Source organism: Neorhizobium sp. LjRoot104 (genome assembly GCF_964253725.1).
Classification (GTDB): Bacteria; Pseudomonadota; Alphaproteobacteria; order Rhizobiales; family Rhizobiaceae; genus Neorhizobium.
Map to the genome: position 1 here is coordinate 309,193 of NZ_CAXURS020000002.1, position 17,053 is coordinate 326,245.

Annotated in this window: 16 protein-coding genes; 3 read left to right on the forward strand and 13 right to left on the reverse strand. The window is 58.2% G+C overall.

The annotated features are described in order from the left end of the window. Nucleotides 1–79 precede the first annotated feature (79 nt). The 4 genes from ACSQ8R_RS23620 to ACSQ8R_RS23635 all read right to left on the reverse strand — a co-directional run bounded on the left by ACSQ8R_RS23620 (nucleotide 80) and on the right by ACSQ8R_RS23635 (nucleotide 2,649). Nucleotides 80–226, reverse strand: coding sequence for a hypothetical protein (locus ACSQ8R_RS23620; protein ID WP_436255805.1), 147 nt, complete (start codon nucleotides 224–226; stop codon nucleotides 80–82). Between the two features lie 452 nt (nucleotides 227–678). Beyond that, nucleotides 679–1,662 carry a DUF3618 domain-containing protein gene (locus ACSQ8R_RS23625; protein ID WP_436255806.1) on the reverse strand — a complete coding sequence of 328 codons (984 nt, stop codon included), beginning with the start codon at nucleotides 1,660–1,662 and terminating at the stop codon, nucleotides 679–681. Next, entirely contained in the window at nucleotides 1,662–2,078 is a 417-nt protein-coding gene (locus ACSQ8R_RS23630; protein WP_436255807.1) for a phage holin family protein, read from the reverse strand. Before ACSQ8R_RS23630 ends, ACSQ8R_RS23625 begins: the two co-directional genes overlap by 1 nt. After that, the gene (locus ACSQ8R_RS23635) at nucleotides 2,071–2,649 is read right to left on the reverse strand and encodes a nutrient deprivation-induced protein (RefSeq protein WP_436255808.1); all 579 of its coding nucleotides are present in this window, start codon (nucleotides 2,647–2,649) and stop codon (nucleotides 2,071–2,073) included. Before ACSQ8R_RS23635 ends, ACSQ8R_RS23630 begins: the two co-directional genes overlap by 8 nt. A gap of 1,022 nt (nucleotides 2,650–3,671) precedes the next feature. On the opposite strand from ACSQ8R_RS23635, the gene ACSQ8R_RS23640 reads away from it, so the two are divergent. Continuing rightward, nucleotides 3,672–4,442, forward strand: coding sequence for a sigma-70 family RNA polymerase sigma factor (locus tag ACSQ8R_RS23640; RefSeq protein WP_436255809.1), 771 nt, complete (start codon nucleotides 3,672–3,674; stop codon nucleotides 4,440–4,442). On the opposite strand, the gene ACSQ8R_RS23645 is transcribed toward ACSQ8R_RS23640, so the two are convergent. After that, complete coding sequence (locus tag ACSQ8R_RS23645; RefSeq protein ID WP_436255810.1) at nucleotides 4,439–4,834, reverse strand: response regulator; 396 nt, start codon at nucleotides 4,832–4,834, stop codon at nucleotides 4,439–4,441. The genes ACSQ8R_RS23640 and ACSQ8R_RS23645 overlap by 4 nt on opposite strands. Before the next feature lie 405 nt (nucleotides 4,835–5,239). Between ACSQ8R_RS23645 and ACSQ8R_RS23650 the strand changes: the two genes are divergently transcribed. Next, nucleotides 5,240–5,410 (forward strand): hypothetical protein, encoded by a 171-nt coding sequence (locus ACSQ8R_RS23650; protein ID WP_436255811.1) that lies wholly within the window; start codon nucleotides 5,240–5,242, stop codon nucleotides 5,408–5,410. A 662-nt stretch (nucleotides 5,411–6,072) separates the two neighbouring features. On the opposite strand, the gene ACSQ8R_RS23655 is transcribed toward ACSQ8R_RS23650, so the two are convergent. The 6 genes from ACSQ8R_RS23655 to ACSQ8R_RS23680 all read right to left on the reverse strand — a co-directional run bounded on the left by ACSQ8R_RS23655 (nucleotide 6,073) and on the right by ACSQ8R_RS23680 (nucleotide 14,008). Continuing rightward, entirely contained in the window at nucleotides 6,073–6,321 is a 249-nt protein-coding gene (locus ACSQ8R_RS23655) for a hypothetical protein (protein ID WP_436255812.1), read from the reverse strand. Nucleotides 6,322–6,355: 34 nt separating this feature from the next. After that, on the reverse strand, nucleotides 6,356–7,531 hold the full coding sequence (locus ACSQ8R_RS23660) for a zinc-dependent alcohol dehydrogenase (protein ID WP_436255813.1): 1,176 nt from the start codon (nucleotides 7,529–7,531) through the stop codon (nucleotides 6,356–6,358). 431 nt (nucleotides 7,532–7,962) lie between these two features. Beyond that, a complete protein-coding gene (locus ACSQ8R_RS23665; RefSeq protein ID WP_436255814.1) occupies nucleotides 7,963–8,088 on the reverse strand; it encodes a hypothetical protein in 126 nt (41 codons plus the stop codon). A 42-nt stretch (nucleotides 8,089–8,130) separates the two neighbouring features. Continuing rightward, entirely contained in the window at nucleotides 8,131–8,856 is a 726-nt protein-coding gene (locus ACSQ8R_RS23670; RefSeq protein ID WP_436255815.1) for a Crp/Fnr family transcriptional regulator, read from the reverse strand. A gap of 843 nt (nucleotides 8,857–9,699) precedes the next feature. Beyond that, nucleotides 9,700–10,287 carry a cyclodeaminase/cyclohydrolase family protein gene (locus tag ACSQ8R_RS23675; protein ID WP_436255816.1) on the reverse strand — a complete coding sequence of 196 codons (588 nt, stop codon included), beginning with the start codon at nucleotides 10,285–10,287 and terminating at the stop codon, nucleotides 9,700–9,702. Between the two features lie 1,780 nt (nucleotides 10,288–12,067). After that, complete coding sequence (locus ACSQ8R_RS23680; protein ID WP_436255817.1) at nucleotides 12,068–14,008, reverse strand: methyl-accepting chemotaxis protein; 1,941 nt, start codon at nucleotides 14,006–14,008, stop codon at nucleotides 12,068–12,070. A gap of 210 nt (nucleotides 14,009–14,218) precedes the next feature. Between ACSQ8R_RS23680 and ACSQ8R_RS23685 the strand changes: the two genes are divergently transcribed. Beyond that, nucleotides 14,219–14,410 carry a hypothetical protein gene (locus ACSQ8R_RS23685; protein ID WP_436255818.1) on the forward strand — a complete coding sequence of 64 codons (192 nt, stop codon included), beginning with the start codon at nucleotides 14,219–14,221 and terminating at the stop codon, nucleotides 14,408–14,410. Nucleotides 14,411–14,580: 170 nt separating this feature from the next. Here the strand turns inward: ACSQ8R_RS23685 and ACSQ8R_RS23690 are convergent, their stop codons facing one another. Together ACSQ8R_RS23690 and ACSQ8R_RS23695 are read right to left on the reverse strand one after the other, a co-directional pair. After that, nucleotides 14,581–15,813 (reverse strand): vWA domain-containing protein, encoded by a 1,233-nt coding sequence (locus ACSQ8R_RS23690; RefSeq protein WP_436255819.1) that lies wholly within the window; start codon nucleotides 15,811–15,813, stop codon nucleotides 14,581–14,583. A gap of 142 nt (nucleotides 15,814–15,955) precedes the next feature. Beyond that, complete coding sequence (locus ACSQ8R_RS23695; RefSeq protein WP_436255820.1) at nucleotides 15,956–16,915, reverse strand: PAS domain-containing protein; 960 nt, start codon at nucleotides 16,913–16,915, stop codon at nucleotides 15,956–15,958. Nucleotides 16,916–17,053 lie beyond the last annotated feature (138 nt).

Genomic DNA, 17,053 nt, shown 5'->3' on the forward strand with positions numbered 1-17,053 from the left:
GCCGTTTGCCCGGTGGCAGCCTCATTTAGCTACGTGGAGCAAGGCCCAAATGGGAGCAGAGTCTCGCTCTCTTGGATGGTCAGAGGAAGATTGACCACATGATCGTGCCGAATACCAAGATGAACACCGCGGGAACCGCGAGGAACCGACCCATGCCGAGATTGGTGTTGCGGCGCCCGACCCATGCAAACCACCAATTCGGTCCCTGATTTCCGCTTTCCGACATGACATTTTCCAAATAAAGAGGCAGACGACACCAACAGCGTCGGCGTCCTGTTGGTTCCAAATATACGATTTCGCCTTTGTGGCTTGTCGACGGCTTGCGATCCGGTCGGCTCGGTCGACGATGCGCTCGATCTCACTGAGGAGCTCCCACCGGCCGCAGCCCTCCTCGAAGTCAATGTCGCAGGGGAGCGGGTTGATCCCGTTGCAAAGAGGCTAAAGCCACTCAAGTTCCCTACCTCATCGCCAGCGCAAGCACTGCGGAAGAACTCGCGGGAGACGAACTTCCGGCGGGTGCTTCAAACCTTGGCAAGCCGACAAACTTGAAGCAGCTGGTGAGGGCTATAGGGGCCCTCCAATCGTGACCCGGGCGCTTCGTCTGCCGGAGACATGCTGTCGTTCTCCCGGATCAGCTGCGGGAGGCCACTTGGCGAGCAGGTGGCTTCCCGCATTGCATCAATGGGAACGGGTGCCCGGCTGAACCCGACTTTCTCCATTTCGGAGATTGTTCGCCTCTTCAGCGATGCGCTCGCGTGCCACGTCATGGACGTCGACGACGACTGAGGCTGCTTTGCCGTAGACATCCGAAGCCAGGGCTTCAGCCTTGTCCATGGCCTTTGAGGTCTCGGTTGACAGCCGATCCTTGACGCCGTCTGCGGCCGAGCCCAACGCTTCGTCCTCGGCACGGGTGTGCGGCAGGGCGGCACCGATCGCCGCTCCGACCGCAAAGGCGAGCGCGCCGCCGACGAGCGGCTGATCCTTGAAGTGCTTCAGAATGGTCTCGTTGATCTGACTGCCGGCGTCCAGCGAGCTGCGGCTGGCGCCGACAATGCTGTCACCGATCTTGCCGGTGGAACTGGTGACTTGCCGCCACGTGTGGGAAGCCCAGCCCGATGCTTGATCCAGAAGCTTGCCCACCTCGTCGCGGATGTCGTGGATTTGCCGGCCCGAGGCGTCGGCAAAGCCGCGGAAGGTCTGGCCGCTCTCATCCACGAAATGACCGGCGCGTCTTCCCGTTTCGTCCGTCAAGGCCTTGAAGCGTTTTCCGGCGCCGTCGATGAAGTGGCTATAATGCTTGTCGCCATCCGCCTGAACAGGCCCGGTCCGGCGCATGTTGCCGTCCACCACAGCCAGCGGATATTCCACATCGTCCTTGCGATCGGCATAGGATGATACGGTTGTCTTCGGCGCCGCCATCAGCCAGGCAAGGCTGACGCCCATCAGGGCCAGCGGGATCGGGTTGTTCTTGAAGGCGCTGCCGAGGTTGGCGGCATATTCGCCGCCGCCGGATGACTTGGCGTATGCTAGGAGTTCATCAACGATCTGGCCCGGCGACATGCGGCTCTGGATCGCGTCGATCTTTTCCTCGATCCGGCGGCGATCGGCTTCGATCTCGCGTTCGATCTCGACGGATTTCGTGCTTTCCGATGTGTGGGCCATTATGTTCTCTCCTTGATGATCTGAGCATCCCTCCGCAGGGATGCAGACGTGCGGTCGAGTTTCAGGTTTTCGCCGCGGAGCGTGGCGAGCCCCCGGGATATCATTCCCCAGGCGATCAGCGCCACGACGATGCCGACCGCCACCGATGAAAGCGCATCGGCGTTCGGCTCCTGCATGCCACGGGCGACGAGGAACGCGGTCAGGCCCTTCACGAGCGCCGCCAGCAGCACCCCGACCGCACAGATCGCAAAGACCAGCCCTGCGGCGAATGCTTCCACGCCGGTCAAAGCGTGAGACATCTTCTCCGAAGCTTCGGTCTTGGCGAGATTGATCTCCTTGCGGAACAGGTTCGATATATCGGTCACCAGGCCTGTCACGAGTTCCGGGAGAGAGTGACTATCGAGCGACTTAGCCATTGAAGCGATCCTCCCCGATTGGGCTTGAGGTTGTATCGGACGCCGATGAGGCGGAGGCTTGACGATCAGCCGATGCCGTCAGGAAGCGGCTTGCCGCAAGGCCGGCAATCGCGGCCAGGCCCAGGAAGGCCAAAGGCTGCTTGCGCCCGAAATCTTCCGCCATCTGCGCAACCTCTCCCAGGCTTCGATCCTTGATGTCGTCCGAGAAGGTACGCATGTTCGATCCGACGGTACGTGTAAGGCGACCGATGTCCCGCTGATCGCCCTGTTCCAGTTCTGCGGCAACTTTTTCCATTGCCGCCGCTACGCCGCCCAGCTTGGAGGCGATGACATTATTCTGAGCGACGGCGACTTCATTGGCCTTCTCGGCCGCGCCGGAGAGTTGGTCCTTGGCGGTCTGCTTCATTGACTCGATGTCGTCGGTAACCTTACCCGCCAGTTCCCCGGTAGCGGATTTCGCAGGCGTTGAAGAAGTCTGATCGGGATTAGGCGTTTCGGGGGTTTCATGGAAGCGCGGATAACCGGAGGCGGTAGCGCCTCCTCGGTCCGAAGTGAGGTCTCGTTCGGTCATGGAAAATCTCCCAAGGTGAAGCTGCTCTGGCTGCGTAGCTGCAGCCACCTGTCCACGAACCGGAAGGAGCCCGGATTGTTCCCTTACGGAGTGATCAACAGGTGCCTTGGGGAATGTCGCCGAGCTCTCGCAGCATTTTGGCTTCAGCCGCCAGCGATCGGGCGACTTCCTCGATGCTCATAGGTGACGCCGACATGATTGGACCATTCCAGAATCGCATTGAGGACCGCCGGAGGTAGGCATCCTGCTGTTCGGCGCAGATGTGGGACAGCCTGTTATTTTCGTGCTCGCTGTGGGGATGGTTCCTCCGGAAGAGCGGCCAAGCATCGAAGCACGGGTAAGTTCCTTAACGATCCCGTCATAATGCGAAATGTCGTCCGATGGGGCTGCGGCGCTGAGAGGCCATGTATGCCTGGGAACTTTCGGCATCTTCGACGGTTCGCGGTTTTCGATAGCTTTCGGGAGATCCCACACCGATGTCCAAAGCTTACCGCGTACATTCTCCTCGCCGCTTCCGCCGCGCCGACATATGCTCAGTCCCCTTCGGTCGCGACCCCATCGCAATACGGCGCTCCTCAGCAACCCCACGGCAATCAGCCCACTTTGGGAACCGACGAGGTTCCCACGGCCGATCCCGGTGTGACCAACAGCTTAACCGGCAGCGAGGCATGTAAGACGATGCCCGGTACATCCGGCACAATGCCCGAAAACTCCGGGCTCTCAGGCCGAGCCGCAACCTTAGGAGAAAGCAACCAGCCGCCTGATGTTCAGCGGAATGCCCCATATCCGAGGAAGAAGGCAGGCTGCAGGAGACGTTGACAGGCCCTTCGCCGGGCCGAAACCCGAAGCGCGCCCACATCGCCCAGTACCCACTGGACTGCGGACACCTGGTGGGCGGCGATGTCCGCCGACAATTCGATCTCTCCGTCAAGGGGAGTGTCTTTCCGTGCCCCTCGTGAGACGAATGTCATGGAGAAGGCGAGGGGGCAAGGGTCCTTCCTTTCTCGACGGATGAACCTTCCATGGTGTCGATCGCAGCCTCGATCAGGGATGGCCGCCCGCATGGTATGCCGGCGTTCAAGAACAGGATGACTATCGAAGAGGTCTGGCAGCTTTCCGGGTATGTCAAGGCGATCAGCGCTTACTCGGCGAGCGTCAACGCTCCTGCGCGCAATGACGCTGAACCGTCGGGCTCCGCACGCGTAGGACGTCACGCCAGCAGCGTACGGTTCCGTACAGCCAGGAACGCCTCAGCTTTAGAGTTGTTCTTAAGGTATCTGTTGAGGAGGGTGAAGATGGACCATTCGTTACGCGATACCGCTTTCGAGAAACAGGTGGTGGATTTACTGCCGGCCCTCCATAAATTTGCTCGGCGATTTCATAATTCTCCCTGCGATGTCGATGACCTGGTACAGGAAACCGTCTCGAAGGTGTTGGCTAATGCTGACAAGTTTCAAAAAGGGACGCGCTTGCGGTCGTGGATGTTCACGATCATGCGCAACAGCTTCTGCACCCGGTTTGCAGTCCGCAAACGCGAACATGTTGGCCTCGGGGAGGACGCCGCGGCGGGGCCGTCCGTGGGCGCGCAGCAAGAGTGGGCGATACGAGGTCACGAACTGGGAAAAGCTATCCTCGGCCTTTCTCCGCGTTACAGACAGGCGCTGACTTTGATCTTCATCGACGGTATGAGCTATGAAGCGGCATCAGAGCAATGTGGTTGCGCGGTTGGAACGGTGAAAAGCCGCGTGAACCGAGCCCGACAGATCCTCGCCAGACAGTTGGACGACGATTAGTGCAACCGATCGACGTCGATCTCAAGGCCGAATAGCGCCGCGGCGATGTTCTCGAGTTCGGTTAGTTTTTCACACAGTGCGAACCCCGTATATTTCATCGGAATGTCCGCAGGGTCGTAGCCGGTGGCGAAAACGAAATTGATGTCACGCGCCTCCAGCTCGTTGGCGACTGGAAAGATTAATTCCTCGCCTAGTTGAATATCTAGAATAGCCGCGTCAACTTGCTGCTGATCTATGAGGTCAAGTGCCTCCTGCATGCTTCCTGTTGGACCGACCACCGTGGCGCCTAGGTCCTCGAGCTTCTGGCGGGTTTCATCAGCGAGGAAATATTCATCCTCGACGATCAGGATCCGTTTTCCGTCGAACCGCGCGCTGTAACTCGTTCTTTCCACTCATCACCTATATCCGCCAAGGTGCAAATCTCGTGCGCTTCCTCAGCCGTAAGAACCAAAAGTGGGGTATGAAGTTCGCAACGACATTAAGTTCTTGTTGCAGCCTTTATAAATGCGTCGTGTCGGTCGGCTAGCGGCAGGAGCGAGGCGGATCCGTCCGACCGAATGTCGATCCCCGGCTGGCTGTGGAGGACCACGCAGCGAGGCCGCTTGCGGACAGTCGCCTCGCAGCGTTTGTTCAGAGTTTGCGGCCAGAGTCGCGCGCTCTTTGGCGAGGGGCTTTAATCAACGGGAACAAATGGATGTCCGGCCGCGCTCGATCTCGGATTACCGTATGGGCTTTTTCGTCGCGAAACACGCTCGCGTGACGGATGGTGATATCCTCGCCGACGTGGAATCGATTTCATGGAAATCGCGCTCGAGGCCAACTGCGACAATCCGGGCGAAGCCGGCGGTTCTGGCCGCCACCACGATTTCGCGGGGCTGCTCGGTCTTGTCCCACCGATGATCGTGTGGGACCGCCACGGGGCTCAGGCGGTAGAGGTTGAGAACCTCTCCGTGATTGGTCGCGGATGAGATCTTTTCCGCGTCAACGACTTTCGCCTTGCTATCGAGCGAGTGCCGGAACTGGTTGGGGGCTCAGGCCGTTGCTCTTCTCGCCCCAATCATCCGACTGGATTGCGTTCGACGTCGGACGGATCCGACTTACCGACCTAGCGCTGCCGTGGTTGGAGCGAACGAGCATGTCCGCCACCTAATCGCAACAGGTTCGAGGCGGGCACAATTATTGAGCCGTGGGGGGGCCTCCGGGCGCGCCTGTCGGACGTCAGCTTACCCAGCACACCCCTGACACAGCCTCGGCCTCCACGTCGGCCAATTGGCCGCCGACAGGGATGTCGAGGTTTTCGGCTTCTGATTTAAGTGTCTCTTGACCTGGCGTGCAAATTACTCCTGCACAGCGAAAACACATCCGACCCGCCGCCATTCGACATCTGCGTAACCATTTTGTCACGGCGGCCTACATTCACGATCGATTTCATCAGCCATGACTCGACAACGATTATCTGGTCTGTCTCGGCTGCTCCGCCATCTTTCCAGAGGCTTTCGGCGGGCGCGTTTGCGTGAAACGTGACACCTCCGAACTTCTCCGTAAGCTGCTTGCGGATGTCACGATGAGCTGATCCCCTGTTCCGGATAACCGGAAGCAGAATTTCGACAAGGGCAGCCACGGCCGCGCCTCAGCGAAGGCGCCGAACAAAACCCGGCCAGTTGCCCTCACGTGCGAAAGCCCCAGCGGTCGCTTGCCCATACCGCTCGACGCTCCGGTGATCACCACCACCGTTTTGCTCTGGTTTTCCATCGTGATCTCCGCGTTCGTCGTCATAGGATTCGATGTTGAAACCGGGATCGCCGAGGCGATCCTGCATGATCCCGGCCATCACATCGAGGAAGGCTTCGATGCCGTACTTAGACTCGAAACCCGACATGCTTGTTTAAAGGCTCGGCGTCGTCTCCATCGTTTTAGGCCGTCAGCACGACTTTGATGCAGTTGTCCTTCTTGTCTCGGAAGGTTTCGTAGAGGGCAGGTCCGTCCTCGAGCTTTGCCCGGTGGGTAATGATGAAACTTGGGTCGATTTCCCCCTCCTCGATGCGGCGCAAGAGGTCGAGCGAGTAGCGGTTGACATGGGTCTGGCCGGTGCGGATCGTCAATCCCTTGTTCATCGCCGCGCCGAATGGGACCTTGTCGAGGAAGCCGCCATAGACGCCGGGAACGGATACGATGCCGCCCGGCCGGCAGGCCATGATCGCGGTGCGCAGGACGTGTGGGCGGTCGGTGCCGAGAAGCGTGGCGGCCTTCACCTTATCGACAATGGCATCGAACGATGCGGTGGCGTGGGACTCGGCGCCCACCGCATCGATGCATTTGTCCGCACCGTGACCGTCGGTCATTTCCTTGATCCGGTAAGGAATGGTCGCGTCCTCGTCGTCGAAATTGATGATTTCTGCACCGGCCTGCTGAGCAAGCGCAAGGCGCTCTGGCACATTGTCTATCGCGATGACGCGCGCCGCGCCCTGCATCAGGGCGCTCTTGATGCAGAACTGACCAACCGGGCCACAGCCCCAGATCGCTACGATGTCGGACGGTTCGATCTCGCAATTGGCAGCGGCCATCCAGCCTGTCGGGAAAATATCGCCGAGGAATAGCGCTTGTTCGTCGCTCATGCCATTCGGAATGATGATCGGCGAGACGTCGGCGTAAGGCACACGGACATACTCCGCCTGGCCGCCGGCATAGGCCCCGGTCAGATGAGAATATCCGAACAGCCCTGCCGTGGAATAACCGAAGGCTTTCGTCGCATTCTCGGCATTGCGGTTGGTCCGTTCGCAGACCGACCAGTTGCCCTTGAGGCACTGCTGGCACTCGCCGCAGCAGATGGTGAACGGAACGACGACCCGGTCCCCGACCTTCAGCTTTTTGTTGTCGCGACCGACCTCGACCACTTCGCCCATGAACTCGTGGCCGAGAATGTCGCCTTTTTCCATGAAGGGTATGTAGCCATCCATGAGATGCAGGTCGGAGCCGCAGATCGCGCAAGCTGTCATCTTGATGATAACATCGCGGCCGTCTTCGATTGTCGGTTCCGGAACGCTATCGCAGCGGATATCGCCTTTGCCGTGCCAGCATAGAGCTTTCATGATGATCCCTTCATTGAATTTACGAAACAGCCGTGCATTCTGCCCGGATACGGGTGGTGAAAGTTAGTACGCTATGCCGAAGCAGCGTCGGTACGGGACGCATATTCCCTGTGCATGTTATACCTTGGCAAACCTCCGGAGTGCCTTCTAGTTCCCATCGGATCCAATTAGATCAGCAGGAAGGGAAAAGCGTATGGGAGCAGGCGTCATTCGACCGGCGATCAGGTATGCATATTCATCAGTAGAACGAAGCCGGCCAGGCAGAAGCGCGCGGCGTTAGCCAACATGATGGGCCACTCCCACCGCAAGAAGCCAAACGCTGTCCCCAGCGCAGAGCCGGCCACCGTGACCATGTACATGCGGGCCTAGATCGCTCAATGTCGTCGGTTTAACGACTTTCCAGACCTGAGGAACCAACAGGGCGACATTCATCAGATCATCCCTTGGCTTTCAATCAGCGCTTTCAGCCTGTGCAGCGCCATTGTCGATATCGGTGGCAGGTCGGCCGCCACCACCGGCATGCTCGGGTTGCCATTGCCGTCCTTCCAATCCTTCACGAGGCTTCCGAAGCGGACACTGGCTAACCCAACCCACAGGGGTCAGTTGATACAATCACCACCACAGCTTCCGATCAGTCGGCGGTACTCTCGTTCTGGAATGCCGTAGGCTTCGCCAGCAGCCAGTTCAAGGCCACTTCGATCTCTCACCGAAATAAGGCTCCGGCCTGCACGGATCAGATGTTCTCCCTCGAGGATATGAAGAGCATCGGTCACGCTCGGCCGCCGCACTCCGAGCATCAAGGCGAGAAAATCGTGCGTCAGAGGCAGCTGGTCGCCGAGACGATCGTGGCACATCAGCAGCCAACGTGCCAGCCGCTGGTTGACATGGTAGCGCCCATTGGCAAGGGCCGTGGCTGCGACCTGGATCATGAAGACGTGCGCGTAGCGCAGAAGAAGCTGTCGCAACGCCCCGCTTCTTTCCATTGCGGAGAGCAAGTCCGAGGATTTGATCCGAAGCGCCCGGCCTCCGACCTGCATGAAGCTTCGATGGGGGGTTCGGTCAACTCCTAAAATCGCCGGCAGCCCTGACAAACCCTCGCCTCCGATACAGCCGACTTCGATCCTTTGTGACTTGTTGACTGCGATCTCGGACGAAAGACCCTCATCGAAGAAGTAGACGTACTCAATAGGCCGGAAGGCCTCGAACAACACATCGTTCTGTTTCAAGATGACCGGCGCAAGAAGTGGTTCAATGATCTCTACAGCCTCTCGAGGCAGCTTCGTCAGAAGACAGTTTTTAGTGTTCAAGCTGGTCGCGGAAATCAAGGCGGAACCTCTGGTGGCCGAATTGCGATGACGGCCTCAAAACGCGAATACGAGCAAAAAAGTTCAGAAGAAGAAGACGCCATTACGGAAAGCAGATCAGCGAGGTAACGGGCGTGGATTTTCGCAGCCTCGAAAGTATTCGCCGAGAATGCAAGCTTTCTCCGGGGGTTACGGGATCGTGTGCGGAGGGATGGCGTCATGAGGTTTGGTCAGTTTTGCGGCTTCCTCGCAGATGAGATGGGTCTTCAGCACAGCGACTTCATTCGTGGGGCAGAATTGCTGTTCAGCATGGGCCTAGCGAGACTGCTGGGAATGGCGGTGTCATTTCCCGATCGCAACACGTCACAGAATCGGATGCTGCCCACAGCGACACCGCAAATGCCGGCAAGAATCTCCTTGCAGACGTGTCCACGGACTTCGGCAAAACTCAGCTCCGCAAGAGACCATCCACCGCTTCGACTAAAATCCAGGAGCGCGATGAGTGGTGAAGTTTGCCAGCCAGCGATGCACCAGAGCCCTGGCCGCCTCGTCTTTGTCGATGAGACTTCGGTCAAGACCAACATGACCCCGCTTCGCGGCAGTGTGCCCAGCAAGCGCACCACGGCATGCGCTACGTGTGTTAAAGAAAGTCAAGCTCTGTTGACGGGGCAACGAGCCGGTCAGCGCGCAAGGCCCCCGAACAGGCCAGCCACTGCTGTCTTTCCTCCGCGACTCAGGTTTGCTTCGACCGGTTGCGTCCACTTATCACTAGGTCCAGCCATGATGTGTGTCTCTCAATTTTATTATGCTGCAACAACATCAAGGGGGTGCCCGTTCCATGGGCCGACAGGGTGGTTACGTGAACTATGGCCCACGCGATAACGATCCTTTTCGCCGCAAGAATTCTATCGCCACATCAAACCGGGCAACGAGACTGGACCGATTATAGGAGGTGCGGGTGCGCAGCTGCTCCGCATCGTGGTCCAGATTACTTTCGACGGCCATAAAAACTGCGCGGAACGCTCCGCTGATCAGTTCCACGCCGCCATAGAAGTCACTTGCCACGATTTCGTTGATGCCCTCGCAGGCCTCGGTCAGCAGTTCCAGGAGTTCGGTCAGACAGTGGGCGGCGGCGAGGGGCTCACGTGTTGCCCTGATCAGCGCTAGCCTTCGAGCGTCCTGGTCAGAACTCTCGTGATACGCACCAATGAGAGCAGACGAAGCAACCCGGTCTTTCTCGGCCGCCTTCTTGATCTCGGAGAGAATGGAGTCGAGGCGCTCGACCAACATATCGGTATCGCTGCCATGCCTATGCGAAACCACCAGAGCCATCCGGACCATCGCGGTGCCGAGTTGTGCGGCAACCAGTGCTGCGGTGCTGCCGCTGATTATGGGCCCGGCCCGGCCGATTTCAGCGAGCATCGTTTCAAGGTCGAGCCGCTGTAACGTCATGAACGGTCTCTCTGTTCATCTATCCGGACGGTGGGTCGTTGTCGCTCTACTGCGATTTTATCGGCATACTGACTTTGACAAGCTAAGTCGAAATCCAGGAGCCTCTCAATAATCTCAAGTCGGCGAAGTCGCTTGATCGCCTGGTCTTTGAGTACGGGCGTATCCTATCTTCTCTGCATGCATCCTCCCGCCATGAAAGTTTTTACGAATGAGATAGAAACCGAACCAAAGCTGCAGCCCGGCAGCGCCCCAGAAACACCAAACGTCCATATGCCTCTCCGACTTGCCGAGGCAAACGTCGTTCGTATACCGCCGTTCCGGGTGCGAGAGCTTTAGGAAGGCGTACGCTTAACAGCTCGTTACTGAGCCTGCCTAACGGAGTCGAACCCGCCCATCTAAATGTAGAGCCGCTCCGGCGTCTCGTCGTCGAGATACGGCAAGACCGCCTAGTCTTTACGAGTGAGCTCCAGCTAAGTTTTTTCTTCTGAGCGTCCCTGTCGGCTTCTGCCAGCTCATGGGACGCCGGCTTCTGTTGGGGATGTTATGGCCGAGGAGTGTTTGTCGTGCTCCCCGATGGTGCATTCGTCGGAGATGGTCCGCCAGTTCCGCTTTGCGGATGTGTGGTTCGGTCGGTTGGTGCGGTATTGCCCCCCGTTACAGGTGTGGCACTGTTTGACAGCGTGTGGTTTTGCGCGGCTGGAACGTTGCTGCCGGCGGGAGGAGTGGCAGTGTTCTCCGTGGGCGCATCAGTTGCCTCGCCCCACCATTCAGCGGCTCCCCAAGCGACTGTCGCAAGCGTCAGGCCACATATTAACACGACCAAAACCGGTCGTCCGCTTCGGCCTTGCCTCGCCTCGATCCGGCTTTCCGTGACAGGAGCCGAGGTTTTGCCAACCGGCTTGTCGGGAGTATGATTCATGATTGCGTACCTCGATTATGCTTAGGCCAGTAACAATCTGACTTTGCGATGGTTCCGCTATGCCGGGATGCCCGTGACCTGGAGCGGGCTCTGAAGGGACTAATTGGAAGGGGTGGGGACCACAAAGAAGCCCTGCCAGTTAGGGACCGGGCAGGGCTCCCGGTGCGCGGCGTTAGCCTCCCAAGACGGCTTGCGCGCATCCTGGTTTTGAACGGAGGAAATGACAAAGGGTTCCGAGGTCGTAGTCTGCGAGTTCTAAACCACCCGTGGACAAATCGATCTTTTGACGGTTGAATGCTTGCAAAAGGCCAGATGGCCGACCTTGTCAGGGTCAGCACAAAGACGATTAGTGAGTACCTTCAAAACCTGTATCGCTCTGAAGAAATTGAAGAAAAACTCAGTTGTCCGGAAATTCCGGATAACGGCCGCAGACGGTAAGAGCTATCTGACGTCCGCGGCATTTCGTTAATCGCGGCTCTCTAATATTAGGTCAGCAGCAAAGTCCTCCCCGATTGTTGCTGGCGTTTAGAATCTTGGCCCGGCTCTCGCCCTGGGCCGTCCATTCCCGCTTTGTTGCCGAACGCCAAGCACCGAGGCCCTGGCGCCAGGGAAAGAACCGGCTGTCCCGGCCCCATTGCCGCGCCAGTTCATAGCGCAGCAGTCATCGATCCCTGCCCAACAGTTCGATGTTTGGGCCAGACTAGCGTTCAGGCGCGGAGGTCTCTAATCACTATGTAGAACTTGTCCAGTCCTCCACCGGAGGTGGAGTTTATTTTGTTTAGAAGAAAGGGCGCCGAGGAGCGCCCTTTCCGAGTAGCGAACTATGGCCGACCTTGCTAATGTTCCATCAGTCCGGATCGGTCAGAAATCTTGCCAATCCGCGGACGCGGCAGCTCCATTCGCACGGCCGCCCACAGCTGTCGCCACCCTGCCCATCAGCCGTCGGGCAGCAGACGGAACAGGTTTGTGATCCGGTTGAGCCACCGCGGGTGTGAAGGGTGAACGAATAGAACCCTTCAAGTCAAACATCGCCACCAATTCTCTGAGCTTAGAGGCTTCAGAAGCAAGCGCGGAACTAGCTGCCGTTGCCTCTTCCACCATGGCGGCATTCTGTTGCGTGACCTGGTCCATTTGGTTGACGGCGGTGTTCACTTCCGCAAGCCCTATCGACTGTTCTTTGGCTGAGGTGGCGATGGCATCCAGCTGGCCGTTGATCGAGATCACATAGTTACCGATCACCTTCAAGGCGTCACCGGTATCCGAAACGAGCTTAACACCGCCTTCTACTTCCGCCGCAGACGTACGGATTAGTTCTTTTATTTCCTTAGCGGCCTGCGCAGAACGTTGCGCGAGTTCCCGGACCTCCTGCGCGACAACTGCGAAACCTTTGCCAGCCTCTCCTGCCCGGGCTGCCTCCACGCCGGCATTCAAGGCAAGCAGGTTAGTCTGGAACGCGATTTCGTCGATTACGCCGATAATGTTGGAGATCTGTCTGGACGAAGTCTCGATCCGCTGCATTGCGCCAACGGCATTGGACACCACGTCCCCCGAGCGATCAGCAGCCTGCCGGGCCTCGTTAGCAACGGTACGGGCTTCCTCGGTGCGCTGCGAAGACTGAGAAACATTTGTTGTGATCTGATCCAACGCAGCTGCCGTTTCTTCGAGCGCGGCAGCCTGCTGTTCTGTGCGCTTGGACAGGTCATTGGCGCTAATGCTCAGCTCTCGCGACCCAGAATCGATACCGCTCGTGGAATTGGCGACCTGCACAAGTGTATCGCGGAGCCGGGCGACGGCGGAGTTAAAGTCCGAACGCAACCCCTCAAAATCCGGCGCAAACGGGGAATTGAGTTCGAACCCGAGATTGCCGCTCGACAGTTGTTTAAGACCTTCAGCAAGACCATTGGTCGCGGCGGCCATCTCTTCCGCCCGCTTTCGGTCAGCTGCAGCTACCCGCTGGCGCTCCGTTTCGCTCAGGTTACGCGACTGAACCGCCTCGTCTTCCAGAGCTTTCGCCCTCAGCCCATTCTCTTTGAAAACGACAACGGCTTTTACCATCGCGCCCACTTCGTCGCGCCGTTCCGCACCCAGTACTTGGGGAGAAAGGTCTCCATTGGCCAATAGTTCCATGATCGATGCAAGACGTCGGATAGGCGCAACCAGCCACTTACGGATCGAGGCGAACCCGACCGAAAGGACAACGATCATGCCCACGATCATGCCAAAAATGGTGATCAGGGCAGTCGAATTCGACTTGTCAGTCAGAACGTCGGATCGAACATCGCGCAGGTTATCCATGTCGGTAACGGCTTGGGTCATCTTCGGCGACATGATCACGAACTGCGGCTGGCATTCGTTTAGAAAGACCAACTGCGATGCTAGAACCTCCTCAGTGGCCGTCGCCGTATTAGCGAGCTTTACCGAGCGTGCACAACTCTCTGTAAGGATCTTTAATCCCTCGGCCTTCAACGAAGGGATTTGGGCATTTGCTGGCATCCTTTCGGCCGCTTGGTCCATGAACTGAACGAAGGATCTCGTGGCGGCCTCTAATTCTCTAGTTGCAGCCGCATTCTGCTCTGCGGAGCGCATCATGAGAAGGTCACCGATTGCCGCTCGCGAATTCTGCATAGCCCGGTTTGCCCGGGCGATATATGTGGAAGCTGCGGCCTCGCCGCCGAGCAATTTGCCGTAGCTCGCATCAATCGCTTTTATCTGCATCCCAGCGTAGCCGGCAGCGCCGAGTGCAAACACTCCAAATAGAGCCATAATTGCAAAGAACTTTCCAATAATCGAAATATTGTTCATCTGACCTCCCGATCTCATCGCGGCACCAGTGCCCTGCAAAGATCAATATTAGCAAGCGGTAAACAACAAAATTAAGATTCAAACCAATTTCTCCATGCTTATAACTCACACCTATACGTGAAGTGAGAAGTCTGTCGGCCGCTATCATCGGCGGAAAGACCGAGGAGCTCGATCCTTCCGCGCGACATGCCTGATGTTGGCGAAGCGTTCATGATGGTGACGACGGAACCCGGACTCGATACCGCGCCCTATCAGGACCGGCAGTTCGCCATCCTCGAACGCGATGCCCAGGCTGCCTGGCTCGATCCAGCAACATCGGTCAACGACTGTGGTCGGAACGCATTGGAGGTTCTCGGTCGGAACGTCAATTGCACCGGGTCGCTGTGCATGCGGAACAACTAAATGGCGAAGTGCAGGTTGACGTGTCGCGGCGGCGAAGCCACGTTCGACCGGAAATAAGAGAGGCGCCGAGCCCGCGGAAGCTCCTGCTGAATATGAAAACCCCGTAGCCGTCAACGGCTACGGGGTTCCAGCCCTCCTTGGATTGTCCAGGCTAGACAGCCTGTCGCAGGTCAGTTGGTCAGGCGGGTACCGGTCCTGGCTGCCTTACGGGCGATCTCGCCGAAGCTCTCGACAAGCGCCGTCATATTGTTCGGCTCGTAGTAATACCCGGCGCCGCTTGAGCAGTATTCGAGCAGGCTCTTGCCGTTTGCCGGAGCCATGAAGGCAATCGTGTAGATCTTGATGCCGTCGGTCTTGGCCGTCTGGCACTGAGTGCGCACCTTGGTATCGAGCGTCTGGTTCCAACTCGAACTGTTGCCGGTCATCTCGCCATCGGTCATCAGCACGATAAAACGCTCGAAAGTCGTGTTCTTCTTGCTGTCGTGCGCCGTCTTTTCAGTGGTGTTGGCGGCCTTCAGCGCGTTGTAGGCATTGGTCATCGCGCCGCTGGCGTCGGTCCCGCCATCCGGAACCGCAGGCAGGTTGTTGACATAGGTCTGGACGGAGCCGGTGCCCCATTGGATCGACTGCTCGGCCTTGGTCTTGTCGTCGTAGCTGTCGGCGCCGACGCGGATGAGTTCGCTGTTGGGATCGGCTTTCTTGAGCTCTGCGAACATCACAGCGGCCGCGGTCTTCAGCGACAGCATCTTGGACAAATAGTTCGTCACGGTCCTGGTGCAGGTTTTCGGCTTCCAGTTGTTGCTGCAGTCGTAGGTTTCCTGCTTGGTCGGGTTGACTGCATCGACTGTCGTTGTGTCCCAAGCCATCGAGCCGGACTCATCCAGCGCCAGATACATGGAAAGCGCATTGCCTTCGCGGCCGCTGGCGGACTTGCTTTCGACGGCCACACGCATGGTCGTGAAGCCGAGCAGCGCCGTCAATCCGCTCAGAGGTACATCATAGCCGGACCTCATGCTGACTTCATAGCTGGCGGCGGTGTTCGAGGTCGTCGATATGATTGCGAGCGCCGAGGTATCCTGCTCAAGCTTGGCGATTGCTGCATCCTGTTCGGCAGTCGGGAGGCCAGAGTTGCGGATGTCCGCTTTCATGGGGCCAAGTACAAAGCTCTTTGCGAGCGTCTGAGCTTCCGCAGCAGTCATTGTACCCTTGTCGGCCATGGTGGCCGCAGCGGCGAGTGTGGCACCGTCGGCAAGCGCCTGCAGCTTGTTCTTCTGTTCCATCACGTTGGTCAGATCGACCGCGACGCCGCCGACCGCCAGCAGGACGGGAAGGATTGCAGCCGCCATGATACCGAAATTACCGGCTCGGTCCTTCGCGAACCGCGCAAGAAGTGCTTGCCTCATCATTGGCTCCCGCAGGTTAAACCTTTTGAATATTTTCAGTATACTTCTGGCGGGTGTATGAAGACCTAAAGCAATTGTTACAATGTTAGCGAACCTGGCTGATCCGCGCCGAAACGGGGCGGTGCTCTCGGCTGCAGTCCATCTACAGCCTTGGTGGGGTAAGCCAGGCAAAGACGCAGGGAATGACAGGGGGATTATTATCTGCACGTCGTAGACCGCGGTGAACGCGCGCCATAGTTTCCTTGCTCATGCCCTCGCCGGTTCCCTCGACCGAGATTGTCACGTAGCGGCCGGGCTTCAGATTGCCCTGTTCACCGGCAAAGATTTCCCGAGAACTCGCACTGATCCGCATTGTGCCACCCATAGGCATCCGATTCCTCGCATTCACGCTGAGGTTAAGGAGTGCCATTTCGACCTGATTGTGGTCGGCACGGGCAGCCGGCAGATCGTCAGGAGCTTCCATGACATCCTGGATCTGTGGGCCTGTCGTACTGCGGATCAATTCGCCCATGCCAGCTACGAGCGTCTTGACGTCGATCGCGGTCGGCTGCAGCGGCTGTCGCCGAGCGAACGCCAGAAGCCGCTGTACAAGAGTCCGGGCGCGGTCGACCGACTGTAACGCGTCGACAATCAGCTTGCGCTCTCGGTCGTTTCCTATCTGTCTACGCACCAACATGTCGAGAGAGCCAATGATGGGCGCCAGCAAGTTATTGAAATCATCAGCGATACCGCCAGTCAGCTGACCGAACGCCTTGACCTTCTGCGCTTGTCGAAGCTGTTCCTCGGCATCCGCTAGGCGTCGCTGCTCGGCCAAGCGCTCGGTGACGTCGTACACGATCTGGTAAGCGCCGATCTGACGGCCCGTAGCGCCTCTCAGCACGTTGAAATTGAGTTCGAACCAGCGTGTCGAGAAATAGTCGTCTCCGAATTCCTCCAGCAGCGTGAACTCTTCGCCCTCAAGTGCGCGAGACCAGGTGCGCCGCACATGCTCGCGATGCTCGGGAGATGATTGAGCACATCCAGCATAGACGCTCCGACAAGTGGGCGTACGCCGTAGACGTGTCCGAAAGCTTTGCTTGCCGCCTTGTTCATAGCAAGCCAACGGAAGTTTCGATCTGCCACAAAGATGATCGCTGTCGTGTTTTCGACGACATCGGCCAGGAGTTTGCGTTCCGCGAGCCCCTCCGCTACCGAGCTTCCAACGTCTCGTTCAGGTCGCGTAAGGCGAGCTCGGTCTTAT